At 50.3% G+C, this 19609-nt stretch carries 31 protein-coding genes; all 31 read right to left on the bottom strand.

Annotated features, from left to right (window positions below; translation table 11 throughout):
- Positions 1-33: 33 nt before the first annotated feature.
- Positions 34-462 (bottom strand): hypothetical protein, encoded by a 429-nt coding sequence (locus K2Y22_14405; GenBank protein MBX9879646.1) that lies wholly within the window; start codon positions 460-462, stop codon positions 34-36.
- A 21-nt stretch (positions 463-483) separates the two neighbouring features.
- Positions 484-1341: a hypothetical protein gene (locus K2Y22_14400; protein MBX9879645.1), complete on the bottom strand. Its 858-nt coding sequence runs from the start codon at positions 1339-1341 to the stop codon at positions 484-486.
- The gene (locus K2Y22_14395; protein ID MBX9879644.1) at positions 1334-1774 is read right to left on the bottom strand and encodes a hypothetical protein; all 441 of its coding nucleotides are present in this window, start codon (positions 1772-1774) and stop codon (positions 1334-1336) included. Before K2Y22_14395 ends, K2Y22_14400 begins: the two co-directional genes overlap by 8 nt.
- Positions 1771-1965: a hypothetical protein gene (locus K2Y22_14390; protein ID MBX9879643.1), complete on the bottom strand. Its 195-nt coding sequence runs from the start codon at positions 1963-1965 to the stop codon at positions 1771-1773. The genes K2Y22_14395 and K2Y22_14390 overlap by 4 nt, the downstream gene beginning before the upstream one ends.
- A 10-nt stretch (positions 1966-1975) precedes the next feature.
- Positions 1976-2788 carry a CPBP family intramembrane metalloprotease gene (locus K2Y22_14385; GenBank protein MBX9879642.1) on the bottom strand — a complete coding sequence of 271 codons (813 nt, stop codon included), beginning with the start codon at positions 2786-2788 and terminating at the stop codon, positions 1976-1978.
- Between the two features lie 82 nt (positions 2789-2870).
- Entirely contained in the window at positions 2871-4691 is a 1821-nt protein-coding gene (locus K2Y22_14380; GenBank protein ID MBX9879641.1) for a hypothetical protein, read from the bottom strand.
- Positions 4691-5110 carry a hypothetical protein gene (locus tag K2Y22_14375; GenBank protein MBX9879640.1) on the bottom strand — a complete coding sequence of 140 codons (420 nt, stop codon included), beginning with the start codon at positions 5108-5110 and terminating at the stop codon, positions 4691-4693. The genes K2Y22_14380 and K2Y22_14375 overlap by 1 nt, the downstream gene beginning before the upstream one ends.
- Positions 5111-5121: 11 nt before the next feature.
- Complete coding sequence (locus tag K2Y22_14370; protein MBX9879639.1) at positions 5122-5673, bottom strand: cysteine hydrolase; 552 nt, start codon at positions 5671-5673, stop codon at positions 5122-5124.
- 150 nt (positions 5674-5823) lie between these two features.
- Entirely contained in the window at positions 5824-6414 is a 591-nt protein-coding gene (locus tag K2Y22_14365; protein ID MBX9879638.1) for a hypothetical protein, read from the bottom strand.
- A complete protein-coding gene (locus tag K2Y22_14360; protein MBX9879637.1) occupies positions 6407-7087 on the bottom strand; it encodes a YqhA family protein in 681 nt (226 codons plus the stop codon). Before K2Y22_14360 ends, K2Y22_14365 begins: the two co-directional genes overlap by 8 nt.
- Positions 7088-7104: 17 nt before the next feature.
- Positions 7105-7722, bottom strand: coding sequence for a hypothetical protein (locus K2Y22_14355; GenBank protein ID MBX9879636.1), 618 nt, complete (start codon positions 7720-7722; stop codon positions 7105-7107).
- A 19-nt stretch (positions 7723-7741) separates the two neighbouring features.
- On the bottom strand, positions 7742-8164 hold the full coding sequence (locus K2Y22_14350) for a hypothetical protein (GenBank protein MBX9879635.1): 423 nt from the start codon (positions 8162-8164) through the stop codon (positions 7742-7744).
- Between the two features lie 86 nt (positions 8165-8250).
- Positions 8251-9006: a hypothetical protein gene (locus tag K2Y22_14345; protein ID MBX9879634.1), complete on the bottom strand. Its 756-nt coding sequence runs from the start codon at positions 9004-9006 to the stop codon at positions 8251-8253.
- Positions 9007-9040: 34 nt separating this feature from the next.
- Positions 9041-9619, bottom strand: coding sequence for a hypothetical protein (locus tag K2Y22_14340; GenBank protein ID MBX9879633.1), 579 nt, complete (start codon positions 9617-9619; stop codon positions 9041-9043).
- A 15-nt stretch (positions 9620-9634) separates the two neighbouring features.
- Positions 9635-9967, bottom strand: a complete 333-nt coding sequence (locus tag K2Y22_14335; protein MBX9879632.1) for a hypothetical protein — start codon at positions 9965-9967, stop codon at positions 9635-9637.
- Positions 9968-10119: 152 nt separating this feature from the next.
- Positions 10120-10716 carry a hypothetical protein gene (locus K2Y22_14330; GenBank protein MBX9879631.1) on the bottom strand — a complete coding sequence of 199 codons (597 nt, stop codon included), beginning with the start codon at positions 10714-10716 and terminating at the stop codon, positions 10120-10122.
- Between the two features lie 133 nt (positions 10717-10849).
- Entirely contained in the window at positions 10850-11323 is a 474-nt protein-coding gene (locus K2Y22_14325; GenBank protein ID MBX9879630.1) for a hypothetical protein, read from the bottom strand.
- Positions 11324-11329: 6 nt separating this feature from the next.
- Entirely contained in the window at positions 11330-11908 is a 579-nt protein-coding gene (locus tag K2Y22_14320) for an HD domain-containing protein (protein MBX9879629.1), read from the bottom strand.
- An 88-nt stretch (positions 11909-11996) separates the two neighbouring features.
- The gene (locus K2Y22_14315; protein ID MBX9879628.1) at positions 11997-12218 is read right to left on the bottom strand and encodes a hypothetical protein; all 222 of its coding nucleotides are present in this window, start codon (positions 12216-12218) and stop codon (positions 11997-11999) included.
- A gap of 92 nt (positions 12219-12310) precedes the next feature.
- Positions 12311-13222, bottom strand: a complete 912-nt coding sequence (locus tag K2Y22_14310; GenBank protein MBX9879627.1) for a DUF2807 domain-containing protein — start codon at positions 13220-13222, stop codon at positions 12311-12313.
- Positions 13213-13722 carry a hypothetical protein gene (locus K2Y22_14305; protein ID MBX9879626.1) on the bottom strand — a complete coding sequence of 170 codons (510 nt, stop codon included), beginning with the start codon at positions 13720-13722 and terminating at the stop codon, positions 13213-13215. Before K2Y22_14305 ends, K2Y22_14310 begins: the two co-directional genes overlap by 10 nt.
- Positions 13723-13904: 182 nt before the next feature.
- Positions 13905-14300, bottom strand: coding sequence for a hypothetical protein (locus tag K2Y22_14300; protein MBX9879625.1), 396 nt, complete (start codon positions 14298-14300; stop codon positions 13905-13907).
- Between the two features lie 78 nt (positions 14301-14378).
- Complete coding sequence (locus K2Y22_14295; GenBank protein ID MBX9879624.1) at positions 14379-14798, bottom strand: hypothetical protein; 420 nt, start codon at positions 14796-14798, stop codon at positions 14379-14381.
- 3 nt (positions 14799-14801) lie between these two features.
- Positions 14802-15317 carry a hypothetical protein gene (locus K2Y22_14290; protein MBX9879623.1) on the bottom strand — a complete coding sequence of 172 codons (516 nt, stop codon included), beginning with the start codon at positions 15315-15317 and terminating at the stop codon, positions 14802-14804.
- A gap of 3 nt (positions 15318-15320) precedes the next feature.
- The gene (locus K2Y22_14285; protein ID MBX9879622.1) at positions 15321-15647 is read right to left on the bottom strand and encodes a hypothetical protein; all 327 of its coding nucleotides are present in this window, start codon (positions 15645-15647) and stop codon (positions 15321-15323) included.
- A gap of 8 nt (positions 15648-15655) precedes the next feature.
- Positions 15656-16183, bottom strand: a complete 528-nt coding sequence (locus tag K2Y22_14280) for a hypothetical protein (GenBank protein MBX9879621.1) — start codon at positions 16181-16183, stop codon at positions 15656-15658.
- Between the two features lie 128 nt (positions 16184-16311).
- Positions 16312-17091, bottom strand: coding sequence for a hypothetical protein (locus tag K2Y22_14275; GenBank protein ID MBX9879620.1), 780 nt, complete (start codon positions 17089-17091; stop codon positions 16312-16314).
- 20 nt (positions 17092-17111) lie between these two features.
- A complete protein-coding gene (locus tag K2Y22_14270; GenBank protein MBX9879619.1) occupies positions 17112-17573 on the bottom strand; it encodes a hypothetical protein in 462 nt (153 codons plus the stop codon).
- A 93-nt stretch (positions 17574-17666) separates the two neighbouring features.
- A complete protein-coding gene (locus tag K2Y22_14265; protein ID MBX9879618.1) occupies positions 17667-18437 on the bottom strand; it encodes a hypothetical protein in 771 nt (256 codons plus the stop codon).
- Positions 18438-18482: 45 nt separating this feature from the next.
- Positions 18483-19109, bottom strand: a complete 627-nt coding sequence (locus tag K2Y22_14260) for an HD domain-containing protein (protein ID MBX9879617.1) — start codon at positions 19107-19109, stop codon at positions 18483-18485.
- A 27-nt stretch (positions 19110-19136) separates the two neighbouring features.
- Positions 19137-19514 (bottom strand): hypothetical protein, encoded by a 378-nt coding sequence (locus K2Y22_14255; protein ID MBX9879616.1) that lies wholly within the window; start codon positions 19512-19514, stop codon positions 19137-19139.
- Between the last annotated feature and the right edge of the window lie 95 nt (positions 19515-19609).

The following is a 19609-nucleotide window of genomic DNA, read 5'->3' as shown; positions in this document are numbered from 1 at the left end:
ATGTCCGTCGAAACAGTCTTTGCATAGCTCGCGCTAGCGGCTTCCATTGGTTGGGGGGTAGAGTGTGCCGTATGCTCTGTTGAGTGCAGCAGTTGCGTACTGAACCATCTGAGCGGCTCCCTGATAATCGGAATCTCTATATGCGGAAATTGCCAGGCATTGGCAACGGTAAGCGCCTTCTAGATAATCTCGAATCAATTTCCATGATTCGTAAGATAGTGAATCTAGATGTGCGATTCGGTCACCGTTGACTTGTATCTGTGCAAGCATGAGTTTTCGACTCTCAAGGATTTGCTCTAGGAGGTGGAGTGAAATGCTGTTTGGATAGAGCTGTGCCTCCTCTTTCTTTCTTGACTCAGCTTCTTCGGCGTCCATTCGCCGAAACATGCGGACCAGAGTCCACGTGCTGATGCAGAAAGAGGCGATCATCAGCCCTATGATACAAACGATGTTGTCTGACATAGGGGTTATCTCCTTTGATTGTTAGTTTCTTTTTCTGGCGAGCTTGAATATTCCGACGCCGCAGAGAGTTAGAGCAGCTCCTGCCAAAAGTCCGCCCCAAATGCACCACAGCCACGTTGAGTCGGATGCTTTTCGTTGCTGTTCTTCTAGAGCCTTCTTCTCAGCTTCGGCGGCTTTTTGCTTTTCTTCTTCTGCTTTACGCAGAGCGTCAGCTTCGTCGCTCTTGGACTTTTCTACTTTCGCCACTTCATCGGTTATTCCTTGTGCTACGAGAAGTATTGCTTGATCAACTGGGTTGGGTAAATACTTCTCTGCGTTGCTTTGCAAGTTGTTGCTTAGACCACGGTTGAGAAGATTCTCCAAAGTTGGATAGACAGCTAACAGCGCTGGGCTGCACGTTGTCTCCATGCATGTTGATTGCACACTATCTTTGTAGCGAGTCAGGACTATCAACACATAGCTATCGTCGGGAAACGACTCGCTACGTTTGGCTCTTTCCAGCATCAGTGGTGACAGTAGTTGCGCAGGCGTTAGCCCGGCTCGACTGTATTGCCTTAGCGCGGCGGAAGCCGGCTCGTTGATTTGCTTCGCTATTACTAGAAAGCGAACCTTGCCTGCAGCTTTGTCCTCCAGTCGCGCCAGTCTCTGCTCGACGCCACGAAGTGACATGGGTGCGTATTCGTGATTCAGCAATTGAGGATCAATGAATACATTTTGTCCTTCGGGCATTGAATTCAGAAAGCTATCACCACACTCTTTCGCAGCCTGATCGTAGTCAGCCGGATTGAGTGTCGATGAGGTGCAGCCGGTGAGCAATGCGCACATTGCGATGAGAGCTAAGGCGAAGCAGCAAGAAACTGCTTTCGAAAATTTACGCATCGGTTCCTCCATTAATGTTTGACCAGAGTCCTTGCTCGGCAATGAATGCCCACAAGTCTCCTTTGATTGTGAATTCGGGTTCGTCGACCTCTTGTATGCTGCGGTCGACGACGCAAACATTCGCGTCCGGTTCGGCATCCGGATCGGCGCAACGCTTTTCCAGCTTTACCTTTTCGACTCGGGCATTGAAGATGGCCGAGCCGACTCTGTAAGGTAGCGGGAAGTTGGGCTCTGGAAGCAGATACGGTTCCTTGCAGATGGTGTTGGGACTGTAGCCTTCCTGAAAGTATCCGGTGCCATCTTCGTATTCGGTGTATACGAGAACATCATTTCCAGTGAGATGTGCTCGTTGACCGAATTGAGCGAAGAGGTCGTTCGTCTTGGTGTTGCGGAGTAACCAGAACGAAATTGGTTTGGGGTGTTGTTGTGTCATTGGTCGACCTCTTCTTTGGGTTGATTGACTGCACGGGCTCGCTCTTGGTGGATTGTCATGAGTTCGGTATATAGTTCGCAGTATTCTTTGTTGAGTTTTTCTTGCTCCGCCTGAATTTCGTAGATGCGTGGCAGGATTTGTTGTTCACGCTCGTTGAGTTCTTTGAGTGTGCGTTGTTTTTGTTCAGTCATGCTGATTCTCCTAGGCGTTGCCGCCGGCCCGTTCGATGATGCAATCCAAGTAGCCGACTGTGTAGCAGATGATGTCGTACAAGGCGTGTACGAGAATGGCTGCTAGCAGTCCGTAGTTGAACATGATGTAGAAGAGGAATAGTCCGGCGAACCAGCTATTAACTAGTCCGAGAGTTCCTTGATATTTATGACCGTCGCGGAATTTGGTGTTAGCAGAAAGAATGGCTGCACCCAACATCCAGTTCTCTGGATTGTTGATGTATTTGTGCATGTAGCCGCCCGAGCAAAGGTCATTGAGAGGTCCACCAACATTCAACTGAAACCATTCCGCCACTCCGAAGTGGAATAAGGCTCCGAAAAACAGATAGTTAGACAAGGCGAGGGCGGCAAAAGCGCCCATGAATATGAGCCAGCGGAAAAGAATTTCTTCTGATACGCCTGCCCAAATGCTCTTCACCAGTCCCCAGAGAAACCCTTTTTCGGCATGTCGATTTTGTTCGGGCTTGTTGGTCGTGTTGAACAGGATGACGCCGTTAAGAATCACAGCCCATATAAACATTGGAGCACCGGCAGCCAACCAGTCTGTCCAAACTCCTCTTTGTTCCCAGAGGTCGAGGAATCCGTAAGGCACAACCCAAGGCCAATTAGCTTTAACGAACGTGTAATAGCCGAGACTGAACAGAGCCCAGACTGCAAGTGCAATTGCATTGACGAGGAACGAAGTCTTTTCGTCCGGTTCGCCATCAGCGCTTAGCGTTTTAGCTAATGATGAGTTGGTTGGTTGGTGAAAGTTTGGGCGCGACAGTTGCAAAGAAAGTTTCATTTAGCGGTTCTCCTTGAAAGAAAAACGGCTCGCTTGTGGGCGAGCCGTTTGGGGATAAATCTGGAATGCTTTAGGTGATGCGCTAACCTTCGTCGCCGAAGGCAGTCACGTCATTTTTATGGTCGGAGATGAAGCGGTTGAATACCGCTTCGCGGTGTGAGTGCCACACTTGGTTGAGCAAGATGGATGCCCAAGCGTTTTTGCTGTTGCGAGCAAATTGCAACATGGCTTGTGGTCCTTCTTCGTGAGGAATGCTTTGCCAGACGTCTTTCACTTCATTGGCGAGTTGAGTAATTTCAGTTGCCAATTCAGTGCAATCAATCTGGCACGGTCCGGCATTCGAGACGCAATTGGTGCGAATGGCTGCTGCAAGCATGCCTCTTGCTTCGTTGGTCGCAGATTGTCGTTGACCGCAGTAGCGCCAGCGATCGAGAAACGATCTTAGTTGTGGCGAGTACTGCGCGATCCACTGATGATGATGCTCAAGCGGGCTGTCCGGTGAAGGTGCGCTGGCGAAAATCGATTGGACATCGAGGTCGCCGTATAAAGCTTTCTGTTCGGGTTGGTTGAGATATTGTTGTAACTTTATTTCAACCAATTCCGGCTTCAGCTCTTCTACGGCAGTAGCCATAGCACTTCGCAGGGCTTTGTGTGTCAGCTTCCTTAACTCGAGTTGGAGTTGTGCGCCCGATTCGACATCGCGCGCGAAATGCCAAAACACATTGCCGACGGATTCCTCGTAAGCATCCAGGTGGGAAATCAACGACTCGTGGTGCGAGTCTGTGAGCATGGATTGAATGCGCCCTGTTCTCGCTGCTGAAGCAATTGAGTCCGCCACGAGTCGGTTGATGAATTCGTCCGTGTCGAGTAGACGACGGACAAATAGACCTGCCGAAATCTGTTTGTGATTCCGGTTGACCCATGCGGCGAACTCTCTTTGATCAGTCTGTGGAGCAGTTCCGTAAATTGCCTCTGTTTCCAAAACAGAAACAACGAGCTGCTCCTCCAACCGCGACAGAATCTTTTCGCTGTTCTCGCGAAACTCTTCGGGGATCATCAACAGCAACTCTTCATCAGTGCCGTTAAGCCAAGCAAGTCCGACGCATTGTGGAGTCGCTCCACTAAGCAGTCTGTGTACACGCTTGTATTCGTCACCTTTGACTTTTACGCGATAGTCCGGCCAGTGAAGTACCACGCCTTCTTGATTGCTGTCCAGCTCTGTTACGCGTAGGAGAATAGCGTCGAGATCGTCGCTGCTGAAGCGCTCAACGACTGGCATGCCCAATCGTTGAGACATTTCGACGAGAAACTCATACGGCATATCTTCGCCGGTAAAACGATTGCGAGCAGCAATCAGCACGAGGTCTTGGAAGTCGTATTGAACCACTACTCGACTAACGGGATGGATAATCTCCATCAGCGGAGTGATGTGATTCCATTCGGTGTAGAAGAGGTGTTCGTGTTGTTTGTACTTCTCGTTCCAGAGAGTTTGCGCAGCCAAGGCCTGTGGTGAATCGAATGAACCACGGGTGGCAACGGAGATTGCTTGATTTACTCTGTAGCCGATTCCGAGTGCGCCGTCCAATTTCACTAGAGCCTCGAATGGGCCGGACTGAATTGTTGCGCATTCGGTGTCGCTGATTCTTTCGCCGAGGTTGAAGAATTTATCCAAGGCTAGAGCGACAATTTCTTGGGTCTCTTCGCAGTAGATGAGACCGCGCGCCACCAATGTGACTGGTGTCCAGACTCGATGGAATTGAGCGCGTTTGCTGTAGTTGAAGATTCTGTAGGTCAAGCCGTCGGAAGTTTTGCGAGTCCTTGAGACGATCCAACCGTTGCGCTGTGCTTGGAAGAATTCATCGAGTGAGGGCAGTCCATTGCCGAAACCGAATTGTTGGGACATTATTCACTCCTTTCTGAACGGTCGGGGAAGAAGTGCGCGATGAGTTCGTCAACTTCTTTGGAGAAGTTGACGAAGTTGGCACGGGAATCGGGGCTTTCGAGTTTTAGCGTGCCGAATCTACGTCCCTCTTTTGTCCAGAAGAAGCCGCCGTAGAGTTTTAGATGTGCGCCGTCGAGTGGATATTCTCCGTCGCGTTTGATGAAGTGTTTGGCGATGACTTCGGGATGTGCAAATCCCTGCTCGATGAGGGATTGAGTCGCCACGCGTCCATCGAGACCGATGTTGTTGGGATGGACGCCGGCGATTGCTACGCGATGAAGGAAAGAGCACAGCCTATTGAGCGTCATGTTTTCCCGACGTTCCTGTTCGATGTCAATGCCTAGTCGGTCTTTCATTTCTTGAGCGGAAACAGTTTTCATTGATTGGCTCCTTATAGGCTGGTTGGTGAGGACGGTGCGCACTCTTGCAATTGACAGAGAGAGACATTCTTGAAGACAAATCTCTTCCAGAACGACTCGTCGTTATTTGTTATTTCGTTGGATGCGCGGCAAGCGTCGCGGACGACCTGGATGCGTGCATTCGGTCGCATGCGTGCAAGTCCTGTGACGGTGTTGATTACGCAGGCATCAGCGTCGACTCCGGCAACAATAAAGTTGTTGGTTGGATAGCCGGCTTCGATGCAGCGTAGAATGGTTTCATCCGATCCACGCGATTGGCGCTTTGGCACTCTGCTGTAGAGATCGTAGTCACGCACTAACTTGAGCAAACATTCTTGTGTGTTGCGCTCAGTCGGCTCGTTGTCGGAATGGCGATATTCCAGAAAGATGATTGGGCAACCGTGATGCATTGACCAATTGATGAGCATCGCGATGCGCTCCTGCAAATCCTTGTTGTTGGAAGTTGCCCAAACAGGTTGCATGTCGACGACGAGGAGCACATGTTTGGCGATTCGGATGTCGTAGCGAAGTTGGAGAATGTTCATTGATGTGCTCCTTTTGTGTGAAAAGACACGCCGGTGAAGAAATTCACCGGCGTGTTGGGGGTTAGATTGAGAACTTGGGTAAAAAGGGCGCATGCAATGCGCCCCTACAGTTCGAAAAGTCGTTGTTACGATTGAGATGACAAACGGGGGTTAGTCGCCGCCGCCGCCGTCTCCACCGCCGCAGTCGCCGCCACCGGAATCGCCGCCGCCGGCATCACCTGCATCAGCGCCGCCAGCGTCGGAGCTGGAGTCACCGGCGTCGGATGAGTCTGATGCGCCGTCGGCTGCGTCGGCAGCTTCTTCTGTGGTTGCTTCGTTGGCTTCTTCGGGGCTGGGATTGCCGGTTTCGTCGACTTCCATCTCTTGCTGTTCTTGCTCGGCTTGCTCCTGCTCTTCTTCGGTTGGTGGCTTGCTGGCTTTGGACCATGTGCCGCCTGAGAGAGTTGAGGAAGAGCTGCTGCTGGATACAGAAGATGATCTCGAGCTGCTTGTGCTCGACGATGTGGTCGAAGTAGCTGATGAGCTTGTCGAGGATGACGATGAGTTGTTCATCATTTGGTAGATCCACCAGTCACCGGAGCTGTCGCGGTAATAGCTGTCGCCATTGGGGACGTGATAGATGGTCACGTTTACTGTCGGGCGTTTCTTCTTGTGGTGTCTGCGATACTCGCCGGTGGTGCATGCGGTCAATGACGAGATGATTGAGAGAGTTAGCAACGCGGTGAGTATTTGTTTACGCATGTGTTTTTTCCTCGGTAACGTGTGACGACTGTTGAACGCTGTTATCTGTAGAGTGGGCGTGATGGTCCGGAGACGAGGGACCGTGGTCGACGGAGTGGGATTTGGCGTATACCCATGCCATTGCCATCGTGGAGATGATGAAGACCAGATGGATGCCGACTTGTTTGGCTAACACTTCCCAGCCGACTTGACCGATTTCGAAAAACGATTTCAGCAAGAAGACGCTGGAGATGGTGACCAAACTCATCGATAGTTTGATTTTCATTGTGCTTGGACTGATGCCTTCAGCCCACTGAGGTTTGACCTTGGGATCAAATTGATCCATTCGACGGATGAAGATCAAATGATTTCCAATTCCGACCATGACGATCAAATTGGCGACCATTGCCATATCAACCAAATTCAATACTTTGATCAATATTTCCGTCTCGTGAGTGTGCGCAATGTTTGGGAGCAATGCGCAGAGTTCAAATGCTTCGCACAAGAATTTGCCGGTGTAGGAAACCAAGCCGGCCAGTAATCCCATGTTGAATAGTGCCAATGTCCAACGTCCTGTGAAAAGAACGTGCTCGACAAAGAGCGCTATATCAGTTATTAGGTTTGAAACCCTAGGTTGTGGTTGCTGCGCCGGTGTCGGCGGTTGTGATTCATGACCTGTTTCATGTGTGGTCATTTATGTTCTCCTTGTGTTTAGAGTGAAATGTACGCGTCGTAGTCGCGGCGCATGTGGTCGCGGGCTTTGACACTGAAGTAGAGTTGTTCGTCATCTTGGTGCGCCGACCAGGGGATGATGGTCGGCGCTGGAGTTATCGTGATGTTCGGTTCTGAAAAGCGATTCCAAAAGCACTGTCGAAGTTCGTCCGCTGGATCTGTTGATGCGCAGGCAGTGCGCATGACTTCGATGATGCCGTCTGGTTGTTGTTTGGCTAGTCCAACGGCTGTATCGCGTATGCAGCGATTGGTGAACAATCCGCATAGTTGAATGTGCTTGGTTGGATAGCCTTGGTCCCGGCATGCTTCGAGAATTTCTTGCGAGCCATCGTTTTGATGCTTTTTGATAAAGCATTTGTCGGCGTAGCCGCTCAACGCACTCACGACAAAGTCATGAGTGCAGCTGAGTTCGTCCGCTACCGATGAGTCGGGAAAGTCTTGAACAATTACCGGTTGTCCGTCACTTATCGCTTGCTCAATTTGCATGAGCATGTTGTGGAATAGCATGACTTTGGTGCTCAGTGGCAAATAACGACTGTGCGCCGGTGCCATGTCTATTACCGCAAGAGTTTTTTCAGTTCGAAATTGTCTTGTCATTTAGCTCCTTTAGTTGTCGCTACTGTGTGATTTGTACTGCGATGATGGCGTTTAGTTCTGTCTTGTTGGCGAAGTCTTCCACGATGCCGAGTGCGTTGTCGGCGATGCGTTGGTCTTTGACCGGAAGGCGTACTTCAATGGTCAGTACACCTTCTCGAACAAAGTCTTCGTGTCCGATATAGCGGACATTTGTTGCTTCCGGCTCGTGTGGATTTCCGCCCCACGAGTCCAGTACAAGCGTGCGTTTGCTGCCGGCCGGGCAATTGCGCGTCAGCAGTGTGAAAAGCTTTTCGAGAACATCGATGTTCTGAGGGTACATATTCAGAAACTTCACGAGTTCATCAAAGGCAAAGTCGCCCTCTTCTTCACGCGTGTCATCGATGAAAATTCGATTGTCAAAACGGTTGAGAAGAGAGTCTGTGCGCTTTTCGAAGTTGTCCATGTTAGATTTCTCCTGGTTGATACAAAGAGGCTCCCAGCCCGAATGCTGGGAGCCGAATGAGATATCGACGTCGATTGACGTTGTGACTAGCTGGCTCGCACGTGCATAGCAGCGAACCTGTTGGCTAGAGCGTGAAGCTGTTGTTCCGATGCTCTCGGCACTGGTGCGGCAGCTGCTTGAAGAGAAACAGCTACTGCTTGTGCGCGAAGGTCGGCGAGTGGCTTCTTTTGAAGCTTGTCACCTTTGGCGACCCAGCTTGCTAGTTTGTCCTCTGCAAGTTTGCGGTATTTTGCGATCCAGGTGGTTATTTGTTCGCGAGTGTTTGCCGCAAGCAGAGTGCCGTGTTGATCCTTGTCCGCCTTTAAGATGCTTTTGGCGCTCTCGAGAAGTTGTTTGGCTTTAGCGAGAGTATCCAACCTTGCGCAATAGTGTTGGATGTCTTGACGGACGGTGTCTAGGTATTCGAGCCCTGGTCTTGAAACGATAAACTGAGCTGCGGAATATCTACATCTTTCACTTGGATTCAATTCGTGCTTGAGTACACCCTTGATTTGCTTCGAATGATGTTCGCTGCTGTCGACATTTTCGACGCTTTCGGCTCCGTTATATGAGATACCGAAAGTGCGCGTGTAGCCGAGCGACGTCTCGTTGTGCGCGTCAGTGATTACTACCGTTACCTTACGCATTGAGTGGAGTGACGAATCGAGCATGTCAATTGTGAGACTTACCTTGTTGTCAGACTGTTCGACTTTGTAGTCCGTCACCTTGAATCCATTGGGAAGCAGGGCGCTGATGACTTGAGTGCGGATCGATGCGTATTGGTCTTGAACGTTAATTTTCATTGGATATTCTTCCTTTGTAGGTTGATGATTGTGATTACGGATTGGTTTCGCGCTTGCGGCGCCACTTTTCTAGACAGGCGGACCTGGCAGAAAGTCGCTCGGCAAGCAGCAAGAGTTCGGTATGATTTGTCCACATTTCTTTGATTAGCTGGTGAAGCTCATCGAAAGTGAGACTGTTGTCTGGTGAGTGGGATGTCGCATCGTTGACGCTGCTGTTGGCTTTGATACCGACAGACACCTTAGCGATGCTGGTTTTAATTGTTTTGAACGTCTGCAAATCCCACTCTTCACTGTGGCAGGTGTCTCGATATTCATATTGAACATTTAGTCCCGTGAGAAGATTTAGTTCGTCGTCCGTTTGTTGGAGTGTCGGCTCGATGTATCTTTCGAGGAATAAGTGTCCATATGTCGAGAGTCGTTCAATTGATTTTGAGTTGGCTTCTTCAGCTAATGTGACGAAAGTATTGAACAGTGATGACAGTGCGTTTGTGGCAAATTCTTTTAACAAGGCTTGGTTGTATACCCTAAACTCATCGTTGTATCTGCGCGACTTTACGTACATGTTGAAGAAGAACAGCTGATCTGGAGTTTGCGACTCCTGGTGCGAATGCATTCGCGGGCCTCCTTTTTAGTGTGTGTATCCGTCGAAGTTTTGAAGATCTAGTTCGTCGAGAACTAGTGGTCTTGGTTCAAGCAGGTTTTCTAGCATCTGTGGATCGACATCGTGATAGACAATCATGTCGACACCACTGACCGTGGTGTTGTCGGAGTCGACGCAAAGACCGTTTCTTGTTATGAAAGCGTCAACTCGTTTGCGCGCTGTGGCAAGGCGTTCGTATACAGCCATGTCCGGGATGTCTGTGTCTGAGTCTTGCTGCTCGATCTTGTCGGAGTCGTCAAAGGACAGCTTCAGGTTGAATGTAGCTTTGTGTTTGCGAAGTGGTTCCAGCGTTAGTTTCATGTGTGTCTCCTTGTGGGTGAGTGGGTGGGCCGTAAATGAACGTCATTCTGAGGAGCAGCGCAGCTGCGACGAAGAATCTCACGTGTTAAATGCGTGAGATTCTTCGCTTCGCTCAGAATGACAAAGGCGACGGCTGTAACAAAGCCGCGGCGTCACCGGCGGGCGGCGACTTGGCGGACGGCGTAGCAGGGTTCGGGGATTGAGCACATCTCTTTCGACCATTCGGCTATTTGCCGGCATTGATCGTAGGCGGCTTCTCCCATGAGCATGGGCAGAAGCTCGTTGATGTTTCTTCCGAGCCAGCTTTGCTCTATGTTGGCTGACAACTCCAATTGTTTGAGTTGGGTCTTGGCAAGCCAGGTGATTTTGTGCTTGCCGGTGAAAGTGTTTTTCAAGTTGGCTTTCACTTCGCGATAAAGCGGCAACACTTCAGCTTCATAGTCCAGCTCGTGAATGTAGGCAGTCAGCTTCTTCAGATCTTCAAAGAGCGCATCGCTATCAGACTTCTTGTTGAGGCGAGCAGCTGAAAGAGCTTCCAATGCTTTGAGACACGTGTCGCGAGCAACTCCGAAGACGCCGATACCGATGAGTGAATTGACTTTCTCGACCAGTGCGTGGAATTGTTGTTCGGATGTGAGGACTTCGTCGGTGTTGCTGGTTTTTGTTTGCTCGCGACCCATGCGCTCGAGGAATGCTGCGCACATGATTACGAGGGAAACGAAGGCGAATGCAAATGCAATAATTGTCATAGTTAGCTCCTTCTTGGTCTTCTCTATTTCGTGATGTCTGATTTCTCTTGGGCTGCGCGTCGGCGCTGCAAAGTTGCCCAAGACTGGTCCCTTTGGATCGACAGTGATGAACAACTTTGCTTGAGCGCCCCTATTACTTAGCGCGAGCTTCTGGGCGTTTGCGATTGTTGAATGCGGGTGTTTGTGCAGCTACCTCCTGTCCTGCAAGTACGTACGCGATTGCGTAGATAAGCGGTTCCAAATCTTCGTCTCTGAGGAGTGCATTGACTTTGGTTTTATCGCCAATCACTTCTTCGATACGAATACCGTCTAACCATTCTTCGATTTCATCGTCTGAGGGCTCGCCGTAGAAGTAGTCTTTCGGCAGGAGTTTATCGGATGGATAATCGCCTTTGCCGATCAACGCTTCGAGTTCTTTGGGTCGTTGAAGAGTGATGAGCTCTTCAAGCAGCACCGGAGTCATGCCTTTGACTTTGCGCATCATGTTTTCGATGAGGCGTCCACAGTCAGCGGGTTTAGGGTTGTTATACCTGTTGCCGAAGTTGACGAGAAGATCGCGAATTTGCTTTTGTCGCTTCTTTCGTTTGTGTTTGTCGTCTTTGGACATTGGATTTCATCCTTTTTGTGGTGTGTGATATTTGGCGCGGGCGCGAGCGACGGTTTGGTCGAACAAGTCGTCCAGCGGTTGATTGATTCCGCGCAGACCTGCGACCACGGCTACTGCCCAGTCCAAATAGCGGTTGACTCGTTTTATGCTCCAGCCTTTTGGTTTATTGCTAATCAAGTCGGCGACATTGCTTATCTTGTCGGCTATCTTAATTAGCTTTGCGCCGGTTGATTTGTGTGGAGCATTCAGAATTTGCAATTTCTTGCGCTTCTGTTTCTTTAGAGACTTGTCGTCGGTGCACTCAAGCACGTAGGCGAGGACTTCGATGCCGAAAGCGTCTTCAATTTCCTGACCTTTTGTGCCGGTGTCTTCGATTGTGTCGTGCAACACGGCGGCGACGAGAGTATCAGTGTCGGTAATTCCACCGATTGAAGTGAGCAGGCTCATTACAGCGACGGGATGGACGATGTAGGGCGTGCCTACTTTGTCTTTGCGAGGCTGATCTTTATGCTTGTTGGTTGCGAAGTGAATCGCTTCGGTGATGCGGTCTCTGTTTGCAATCTTGTCTGGTTTCTTGGCTTTCATGTTTTCACCTAATAAAGAAGCGGGCAGCTTCTTTGAGGCTGCCCGCCGGAGGGAAGGGCGGATGATGAGTCCGCCCCGGTGTCAACGACTACCTGACGATTGCGCGGCTAAGCCAGAAAGCGCGGACGCTTCTGTAGCTGTTGAGCAATTTGGTCTGCATCGACACACCTGCCGGTTTTGCCACCACTGGTGCATGCACGGTAACAGGCACAGCCGGTACGCTCGGCATCATGATTGGGCTGGCGATGGCGGCGCCGACGCCTGTGGTCATGCTTGTTGCGATGGCGATTGCTACGATGTTTTTCTTCATATGTACTTCTCCTAAGAAGTTGTTTCGACGCTTTCAGTCACGAGACCGAAAGCCTTGCGTGCGGATTTGCTTGGGCATACCGCTTCCGGGGATTAGCTAATTCGAATTTCAGCGAGACCACTTTTGTCTTTCGAGACGTTGTTGTAGTTTCCTCTGCAAGTGATTTTGGAGTTGCCTGAAGCCTGCGCTGAGGTTCGCTTTGTGGCGCTTCCGGACCCGATGGCAACCGCTGATATGCCGGAACAGTCAATATCCAGCGTGGCGGTGTCGAGATAGGTAGCGACAAATGTCGATCTTCCCGAAGTTGATATATCCGCTCTTGGGCAATCACCTTTGTTTAGGTTGATGTTCGTTACTCCGGATAGATCGCACTTAAGCTCATCAACGCTAACGGCTCCGACTACTAGTTCAGCTGTTCCACTCGAATGTAACTTCAATCGTGGACCTACCCAGGCGTCGAGCTCTATGCACGATATACCAGAACCATCAAGCCGCAACTCGCCGGAATAGTTGTTTGGAACAGTGATTTGCAGTCGGTTGCGATCTTTTGGTGCAGATGATTTATCATCTTCTGCCGGCTTACCGTCTATGAAGACTTTACCGTTGACGATGCTCACACTGTTGCCGGTGTAGGTCTTCCCGTTGACGCTGATTGTGTTTCTACCCCCGAGATTGGACTGATAGACATTTGATATGCAGCCGCCAGAGGAATCCTTTTCCTTGACGGTAAGGCAGTCTCCGTTTTGGCATATGTCAAATTCATCAGGGTTGTTGGTCTCGATGACAATGTCCTGTACGTCGCCGTGCTGAATGGTTACTTGCGCAGTGTGTACTCCGACTTTTAGCTCTGTGGTTGATGCAGGTGCAGTGCTTGTCTTGGACATTGGTGAATTCTCCTTTGTGTCTCTTTTGGGTGTTTCAGCTTTGAAGGCAATCCAAACTATGAGATAGGATGCAACGAGAGCGAAGATTGAGCAGAAGAGCATGGTTAGAATTACGTACATTGAACCTCCTGTTTGGTTTGAAGCTTGGCCAGTTGTGAACGTAGGTATGCTTGACGAATTGGTTCGGATCTTTTGGTGGCGATGACTTGGGACTCTTTGTTGAGTACTTCGGTCTCGTAGTCTTTTGCCTGTGCGTACTTGCTTTCTGCTTCAGCTAGCTGTTTGCGAGCGAAGGCTTCTACTCCAACTTGACCTTGCTGTTGTTGCACCTTGGCGCGCGCATAGTTGGTTTGCGCGTATTTCAGTGCGACTTCGGCTTCGATGACTTGTCTGCCTGCTAACGCTTTCAATCCGTGCAGCTCGTTGTAGTGACGAGTTGCAATGTATTCAAGCGCTTCGCTGTTGTCTAGTTGGATTTGCAAGAGTGCGCCGGCGGTGTCCGAATCTCCGTTGTCTTCGAGTCGGGCAAGTAAGAGTTCTAGTACTTCCGGACGGAAAACCGTGTCGGACATGAGAGCGTCAAGGAAATTCGGTAGTTTGATACGCGATTCTTCGCTCATTGATTCTCCTTTGTGGGTGTGGGAAGGTAGGACGGGCGCATGCAATGCGCCCCTACAAAGCAGCCGTGTATGTGTACGCGCATTGCGTGCGCCCTGTGGAAGAATCTCACGGCTTCAACACGTGAGATTCTTCCTCGCTTCGCTCGTCAGAATGACAGACGCAGAGGGCTCAGAATGACGGGCTAGGCGTTCAGGACACTCTGGAAGTTTCGGCTTTCGATGATTGCCGCGACTTGGACATCTTTGTCGGTCGAAATAGCTACCGCCTTTTTGTAGGTGGTGAGCCAATCCGATTCGAATCCGAAGAATCCAAAGCCGAGATTGCCTTCGCTATCTACCGGGCGGACACCGATGTGTCGGGCCTTGAACTTGCCGACTCGTACGTCAATTACTGTCGTGTTTTTGCCGGCTTGGGCGAATGCTTCTTGTACAAGCTTTACGGCGTTGTCGACGTTTTCTCGGTCTGCTTGGCTGAGAGTTCTTGGAGCGCCGTTGCCCTTCTTGCGTGGGTCTTTGTTGTTTTGGTTGTACTCCCGAGAGTTGTGCGCGTATGGTGTGCGTTCGTTGTGTTTAGTCATTTCGTTCTCCTTGTTTGTATGAAAAACCCCAGACACGGTGCCTGGGGTTTTGCGGTTTGTGTGTTGGATTCGTGGTGCTCAGCGCGGGAGCTTTATTTCAATGCCCTTGCGCACGCACCATGATTGCAATTTGTCGAGCATGTCTTGTAATCCGTTGTCTTCAGGCAATGGATTTGGTGCGCTTTTGGCTATTGAGGCAAAAGAATTGCCCTTGAGCTTAGAACGCTGTCTGTTGAGAATCAGCCATACTGTTTTGTCACACTTGATCACGTCTTTGAGTGCTTGAATGTATCCGGCGACCATCAACAATTGCTGGTATTTGTCGAATGCGTTATGCACAGGACTATTTTCCAGCAAGAAATAGTGGCCGCCGAACGGCAGCGGTTGGGTGAACCAGGACTTTATAACATCGGGATCTTCTTTGATGATTTCTCCGAGTTCGTCCATGTTCATGCAGAAGTAATCACAGACAATATCGTATGCGTGCCGTTGTTCCATTCGTTATTCTCCAGTTAAAATGTGGACCCAGTCTTTTTGATTTTTGGAGAGCTGCTTGCGCAGGTCTTGCATGTCGAACCGGATTTCCGGTTCGCGGATTTCGAGCAGTGCAATTGCTCGTCTTCGCAGGACGTCTTCGCCTTGTTGCAAGATTTCCGGTGCAATCACATGCTCGTCGCGATCGAAGAGAAGTTCGAAGCCGTCGTCGGGTGAGTGCTTGCAATAGCTGATTCGCTTGTAGACTTGCCAGAGTGCTTGCAGGAGAGCTTTTTGTCTTGGGCGTTTTAACCAGCCGAGTTCGGGGTCTTTGTCGACGTCGTATGTCAACAAATCGAGCGTGCGGCTGTTGATGTGTACGTCTCTCAAAAGCAGTGATTCTCTTTCGTCTTTGGGAATGAGAAGACGTGCTGCTTCGTCGAGGTGCGTGCCAACTTCTCTCATGATTCTGAAGTTGAGAGCGTTTATGTTGATGCCTTCATCGCTGATGGTTGCGGACTCAACATGTATTCTGAGTGTCATTTATTACCTCTCTTTCTCGGTCGTGTGAGATTGGGATTCTTTGTTGTGGAGCCAGTCTTCGAGTGCGGCGCAGGCAGTTGCCAGTCCGCGTCTTTGATGGGACATCTCGCGCCAGGACATCTCTCCGCCTAACCAGGGTGCGTCCAAAAAACGGCTCACTTCGGCTTCGGAGCCGTTGAAGTGCTCTAACAAGAGTGCGTGCAGCGAATTCAGCTTCGAGATGAGAATTCGTCTGTAAAGCAGCGGTTCGTGGAAGCGGCGTTTGGCAGTGAGTGTTTCGCGGAGAGTTGGTTTCTCTGTCGGGCGAAACTGCTTGTCGTCGTATTGCATCCAGCTTTTTACTTCTGTTTCGTCGACTCCTCCGATACTGTTAGCGAAGTCGAAGGCGTCGACTTGCAAGAAGGAAGCAACTTTCGTAAGGGCAGCAGCAAAGGGGACTTCTTCTGCGATATAGGGAGGTTCTTGCTCTTTTCTGTTGTGCATTGTTTCTCCTTGGTGATTGGTGCGGGCAGTTCGCGTTTGCGGCTGCCGGCGATGAGTGGTGGACTGGATGCTTCGATCGCTTCGGCATCGACTGTGTTGGAGTCATCGCGGACTTGCCAGACGAAAACCCATACTTCGCGTATCGTCGGGATGCCGGTATCTTTGAAGTAGAGATAGCCGGCGACAATAAGCGGAAGCATGACTACGACGGTGCCGACCCAGATGAGTGGCAGCGTGTAGAGTGCGAGGAAAGCCGATGTGAGGAATGCGCCGAGTGTTTCAACTACGCCGTTTGGCTTGCAGTAGATGAGGTTGTAGATGAAGCTGACTACGTAGGCGATGCACATTGATGCGAAGACGAAAAACGGAATTGGTTTTCTCATTCGTGGTGTTGACCTCGTTTCAAAAGTGGGAAAACGAATCTGCCGCGGGGTACTGGACCGTCGCGGCAGATTCTTCGGCTAGCGCCTCAGAATGACAAAGTGGGATGGTCAGTCTGACAAAGGACAAGTTAGATGCGAATGAACGTGCCGACGAGTTCGTCGTCGTCGCATTCGGTCACTTTCACGCCGAGGGGAAGACCGTTTTTGTCCGTGACTACGAGTCCTTCGACTTGCAGTCCAGTGCCGGACATACGGAGTTCGATCGTCGGCAAGTACACTGGAGTCAGTGTCGGCATTTCCGAGCGAATGATTGACCATTCGTAGCTGGTGTCGGTACCGAATTCTTCGGAATCGACACAACTTGCTTCGTGTTCGGTGCAGCGCTCGATGTAGGCAATGACCGCTTCGGTGAAGTTCTCGGCTGCTGACAATTCCGGAAATTCGAAAATCACGGCACCTTGTTCGACGGTCTCGTTGACTGCAGTCTGGCTTTCGACCAGAGTCCAGGTGAGGTCGATTGCTTCAGCGCCGACACCATCACGTTCGATATTTCTGATTTCGGTAGTCATGGAATTCTCCTTTGTTTGTTGGATTGAGCGGTTGAGTTGTTTACGAGTGCGGCGATACACATTGCTGTATGCGGGACCGTAGTCGGTCAGGCTGTAAAACCTGATCCAGCCTGCGATCCGCTCGTCGACTGAACCAGGGGCGTTAGTTCGAACGTCGGCATGTGCGTCATCGATTGCTTGGTTTGTTGCTTCAAGCTGATGCTTGAATTGTTTGACGATTGGCATTTCTAAGTCCGTCCAGTCGGGGCACTTCTTTTCGAGTGCTGCAACTGAGTGGCTTCGCCAGTCGTCCAGTGAATTGTCATAGCAGTGACTATCTTTCTTGTTGTTGTCTGACATATGGTGAATCCTCCTAGTTGCTAGTGAACGGTGGATGCGAGTTTTGAACTGAGCGAGCAGCCCATCGCACTGAGCGTGAGTTTGCAGTGGTTGTTCAGACACGTTGTCGTGTGATGAATGTCCGCTGTGAACTCATCTGTCTTTGTCGAGTATTCGAGAGCTAACGCTGTTGATGTTATGTACCGGAGCACGCTCTCTGATTCTTCGGCGAAGCTGAAGAGTTGGTTGGCTGTTTTCAGGCGCGAGGATCTCTTCTTCAGCACGGTGTATCCTTTTTGAGCGAGATAGAAGAGTGTCTGCAGTTGTGTGTGCGCTTCTGTACCTCGGCAATGTGACATCTCCGTTGAGATGTTTCGCCGCAACGTGTCGAAGCAGTGATGTGCAAGTTTCAAGAACTTGCGCAATGTAGCTTCGTCAAGCTGATTTGGATTTACATTGTCTCTGGTGATGTAATGCTCTTCGGTACAAAATCTAATTCCCATCGATTTCCTCCAATAGAAAAACGGCCGTCATAGACGGCCGTTTTTCTGGGTATTTACTGAGGGTCTAACGAAGTAACCTGGTTACGGAACGCACTAGAAGCGCCGGACACACCCTGTGTAGAGTGTGCCGGCTGCACCTGTGGTGTCAGCAACAAGTTCGAGCTCTGTTGCGAGCCAGTTGAGCGCGTCGAAAAGATGAGTTGTCTTTTCGTGTGCTTTCTGGGCTTCGGCAAGTGGAAGCGTTGGTTCCGTCTTGCCGGTAACAGGCTTGAACTTATCGGCTAGCGGCTTAGCCTTTTGCCGATTTGCTTTTTGCGCCGCTTCTACCGCAGCAAAGCTGAGCTTCTTTTGCTGTTTGGCAGCAACGAATCGCTCGAGCAATGCGTCGATAAACGCGGCAGATTCTTGAGCGTTGTTGTCCTCCTGCACGATGGCGAATGCCGTAATGAAACGAGCGATTTCGTCGATGCCGGTTTTGGATAACGCACCTTCCTTCTTGAGGATGTTGACGAAATGGACGATTTCGTCATTGGAAGGAATGGGCGACGCCGATGCGGCGAACTCAGTCCAACGCTGGTTGAGGCGGCCGTTCTGACTTGCTGCTTGGCGGGCGAGGGCAATTTTCTTCATTGCCTCCGCGACCTCGTACACGACACGGTTGCGTATTGGTGTCGCTAGTTGCGCACAGGTGTAGATGGAATTGGAGTATTCCGTCTTGCCTGAGGCAGTGTTTACGACTCTCACACCATGTTCACTCATCTGGACTTCGAACGATTGATCCGGGCTTTCCTTTTTAAGCCAGTCGGCTTGGAGTCTTCCGTAGAAGCGGGCGAGCAAGGTCTGGTTGTCGCTGATGTTTGTCATAAGGCGATTGTTCTCCTGATGTGGGTGTGACGATGAAACTTGTTGCTATGCAAGGCGCGCCTTTAGCTGTTCGCAGAGGCGTGCGATCTCCATATAGAGAGTGATTTCGTAGCCGTTGTACGGCGATGGATTTCTGGACAACTGAAAGTATTTCCGGGTTTCTTCCAACTGTTTACGCTGGAATTTCTTGTCCTTTAACTCAAGCGCATTGCGGAGATTGTCGGCGCGATCGGCAAACTTGACCAAGCGAGGTTCCGGAGAACCGTTGATGATCAAGTCGTAGTACTGCTGATGGTCTGTCTCAGTCATTTCCGGTTGTTTGGTGACAGCTTTGACGTGGTCAGCAGCTACGCCGAAGTGTTTTCGAATCATTTCCAGCGTCACTCGACCTTCGCCATCTTCAATGACGTCGTGCAAGAGTGCCGCTGTTAGTATTGCTGGTTCGGTTATGCCAACTTCTTCAGCCAGGATCAACATCACGCGCATCGGGTGGATGACGTACGGCTGTATGGCGTTACCCGGCTCAGCTTTGCGAGTGTGTCCTTCGTGTGCAAGATGTGCGAGGGAGTAGGCGAGCAAAAGACTCACCTTTGTTTCTTCATCCCTGGTGTCGCAATAGTCTGTGAAATCTTTGAGGATTTCGTTGTAATCCAATTTGAAAGTGCTATTCATGTGTGACTCCTTGAGATTGTAAAAGGACTAACCCAGAGTGAACGGAACGAGGAATGTGAGCCCGAAGATGCAGGCTGTGAGTTGTTGCAATGCTTCCTCGGAGTCAAAGCTGAGTCGGTCGGGAAACTGCTCAGCAACGAATCGCATCGGCCGTGTGAAAAGGTCGGACATGTATTTGGCAAGCCCGATTTTTAAGATGCCTTTGACAAAGAAGATGAGGTAGATGCCGAATGTGCACACTGTGAGGATGAGGAGCTTGAGTATTTGATACGTCCAGTGCAGCCACGTCATAAACAGACTGCAGAAGGAGATGATGAATGCCCAGAAGAAGCCACCCTTGAAGTTGACGCCCTCGATTTTCTGGAATGCTGTAAGGAAGAGGATTGCTGTTAATACGGTTGTCATCGAGAATCTCCTTTTAGGTAACGTCAAAGCCAAGCTTTTCCAGAAGCAGTATTCCGAAGAAAACGGCTACGGGCAGAAGCGAATTGAAAATCACA

The sequence above is a fragment of the Candidatus Obscuribacterales bacterium genome, assembly GCA_019744775.1.
Lineage (GTDB): Bacteria > Cyanobacteriota > Vampirovibrionia > Obscuribacterales > Obscuribacteraceae > SBAT01.
The sequence above is the reverse complement of the archived record's forward strand: the minus strand, read 5'-3'. Positions and strand labels throughout refer to the sequence as shown.

Bases quoted from the DNA above. Each gene is read 5' to 3' on its own strand.
- K2Y22_14275 (MBX9879620.1), bottom strand. From the start codon at position 17,091: ATGTCAGACAACAACAAGAAAGATAGTCACTGCTATGACAATTCACTG.
- K2Y22_14305 (MBX9879626.1), bottom strand. From the start codon at position 13,722: ATGAGCGAAGAATCGCGTATCAAACTACCGAATTTCCTTGACGCTCTC.
- K2Y22_14315 (MBX9879628.1), bottom strand. From the start codon at position 12,218: ATGAAGAAAAACATCGTAGCAATCGCCATCGCAACAAGCATGACCACA.
- K2Y22_14295 (MBX9879624.1), bottom strand. From the start codon at position 14,798: ATGGAACAACGGCACGCATACGATATTGTCTGTGATTACTTCTGCATG.
- K2Y22_14385 (MBX9879642.1), bottom strand. From the start codon at position 2,788: ATGAAACTTTCTTTGCAACTGTCGCGCCCAAACTTTCACCAACCAACC.
- K2Y22_14355 (MBX9879636.1), bottom strand. From the start codon at position 7,722: ATGACAAGACAATTTCGAACTGAAAAAACTCTTGCGGTAATAGACATG.
- K2Y22_14260 (MBX9879617.1), bottom strand. From the start codon at position 19,109: ATGAATAGCACTTTCAAATTGGATTACAACGAAATCCTCAAAGATTTC.
- K2Y22_14375 (MBX9879640.1), bottom strand. From the start codon at position 5,110: ATGAAAACTGTTTCCGCTCAAGAAATGAAAGACCGACTAGGCATTGAC.
- K2Y22_14285 (MBX9879622.1), bottom strand. From the start codon at position 15,647: ATGCAATACGACGACAAGCAGTTTCGCCCGACAGAGAAACCAACTCTC.
- K2Y22_14395 (MBX9879644.1), bottom strand. From the start codon at position 1,774: ATGACACAACAACACCCCAAACCAATTTCGTTCTGGTTACTCCGCAAC.
- K2Y22_14255 (MBX9879616.1), bottom strand. From the start codon at position 19,514: ATGACAACCGTATTAACAGCAATCCTCTTCCTTACAGCATTCCAGAAA.
- K2Y22_14405 (MBX9879646.1), bottom strand. From the start codon at position 462: ATGTCAGACAACATCGTTTGTATCATAGGGCTGATGATCGCCTCTTTC.
- K2Y22_14325 (MBX9879630.1), bottom strand. From the start codon at position 11,323: ATGTCCAAAGACGACAAACACAAACGAAAGAAGCGACAAAAGCAAATT.
- K2Y22_14265 (MBX9879618.1), bottom strand. From the start codon at position 18,437: ATGACAAACATCAGCGACAACCAGACCTTGCTCGCCCGCTTCTACGGA.
- K2Y22_14280 (MBX9879621.1), bottom strand. From the start codon at position 16,183: ATGAGAAAACCAATTCCGTTTTTCGTCTTCGCATCAATGTGCATCGCC.
- K2Y22_14330 (MBX9879631.1), bottom strand. From the start codon at position 10,716: ATGACAATTATTGCATTTGCATTCGCCTTCGTTTCCCTCGTAATCATG.
- K2Y22_14335 (MBX9879632.1), bottom strand. From the start codon at position 9,967: ATGAAACTAACGCTGGAACCACTTCGCAAACACAAAGCTACATTCAAC.
- K2Y22_14300 (MBX9879625.1), bottom strand. From the start codon at position 14,300: ATGACTAAACACAACGAACGCACACCATACGCGCACAACTCTCGGGAG.
- K2Y22_14380 (MBX9879641.1), bottom strand. From the start codon at position 4,691: ATGTCCCAACAATTCGGTTTCGGCAATGGACTGCCCTCACTCGATGAA.
- K2Y22_14270 (MBX9879619.1), bottom strand. From the start codon at position 17,573: ATGGGAATTAGATTTTGTACCGAAGAGCATTACATCACCAGAGACAAT.
- K2Y22_14360 (MBX9879637.1), bottom strand. From the start codon at position 7,087: ATGACCACACATGAAACAGGTCATGAATCACAACCGCCGACACCGGCG.
- K2Y22_14345 (MBX9879634.1), bottom strand. From the start codon at position 9,006: ATGAAAATTAACGTTCAAGACCAATACGCATCGATCCGCACTCAAGTC.
- K2Y22_14310 (MBX9879627.1), bottom strand. From the start codon at position 13,222: ATGTACGTAATTCTAACCATGCTCTTCTGCTCAATCTTCGCTCTCGTT.
- K2Y22_14365 (MBX9879638.1), bottom strand. From the start codon at position 6,414: ATGCGTAAACAAATACTCACCGCGTTGCTAACTCTCTCAATCATCTCG.
- K2Y22_14290 (MBX9879623.1), bottom strand. From the start codon at position 15,317: ATGACACTCAGAATACATGTTGAGTCCGCAACCATCAGCGATGAAGGC.
- K2Y22_14370 (MBX9879639.1), bottom strand. From the start codon at position 5,673: ATGAACATTCTCCAACTTCGCTACGACATCCGAATCGCCAAACATGTG.
- K2Y22_14340 (MBX9879633.1), bottom strand. From the start codon at position 9,619: ATGCATTCGCACCAGGAGTCGCAAACTCCAGATCAGCTGTTCTTCTTC.
- K2Y22_14320 (MBX9879629.1), bottom strand. From the start codon at position 11,908: ATGAAAGCCAAGAAACCAGACAAGATTGCAAACAGAGACCGCATCACC.
- K2Y22_14350 (MBX9879635.1), bottom strand. From the start codon at position 8,164: ATGGACAACTTCGAAAAGCGCACAGACTCTCTTCTCAACCGTTTTGAC.
- K2Y22_14390 (MBX9879643.1), bottom strand. From the start codon at position 1,965: ATGACTGAACAAAAACAACGCACACTCAAAGAACTCAACGAGCGTGAA.
- K2Y22_14400 (MBX9879645.1), bottom strand. From the start codon at position 1,341: ATGCGTAAATTTTCGAAAGCAGTTTCTTGCTGCTTCGCCTTAGCTCTC.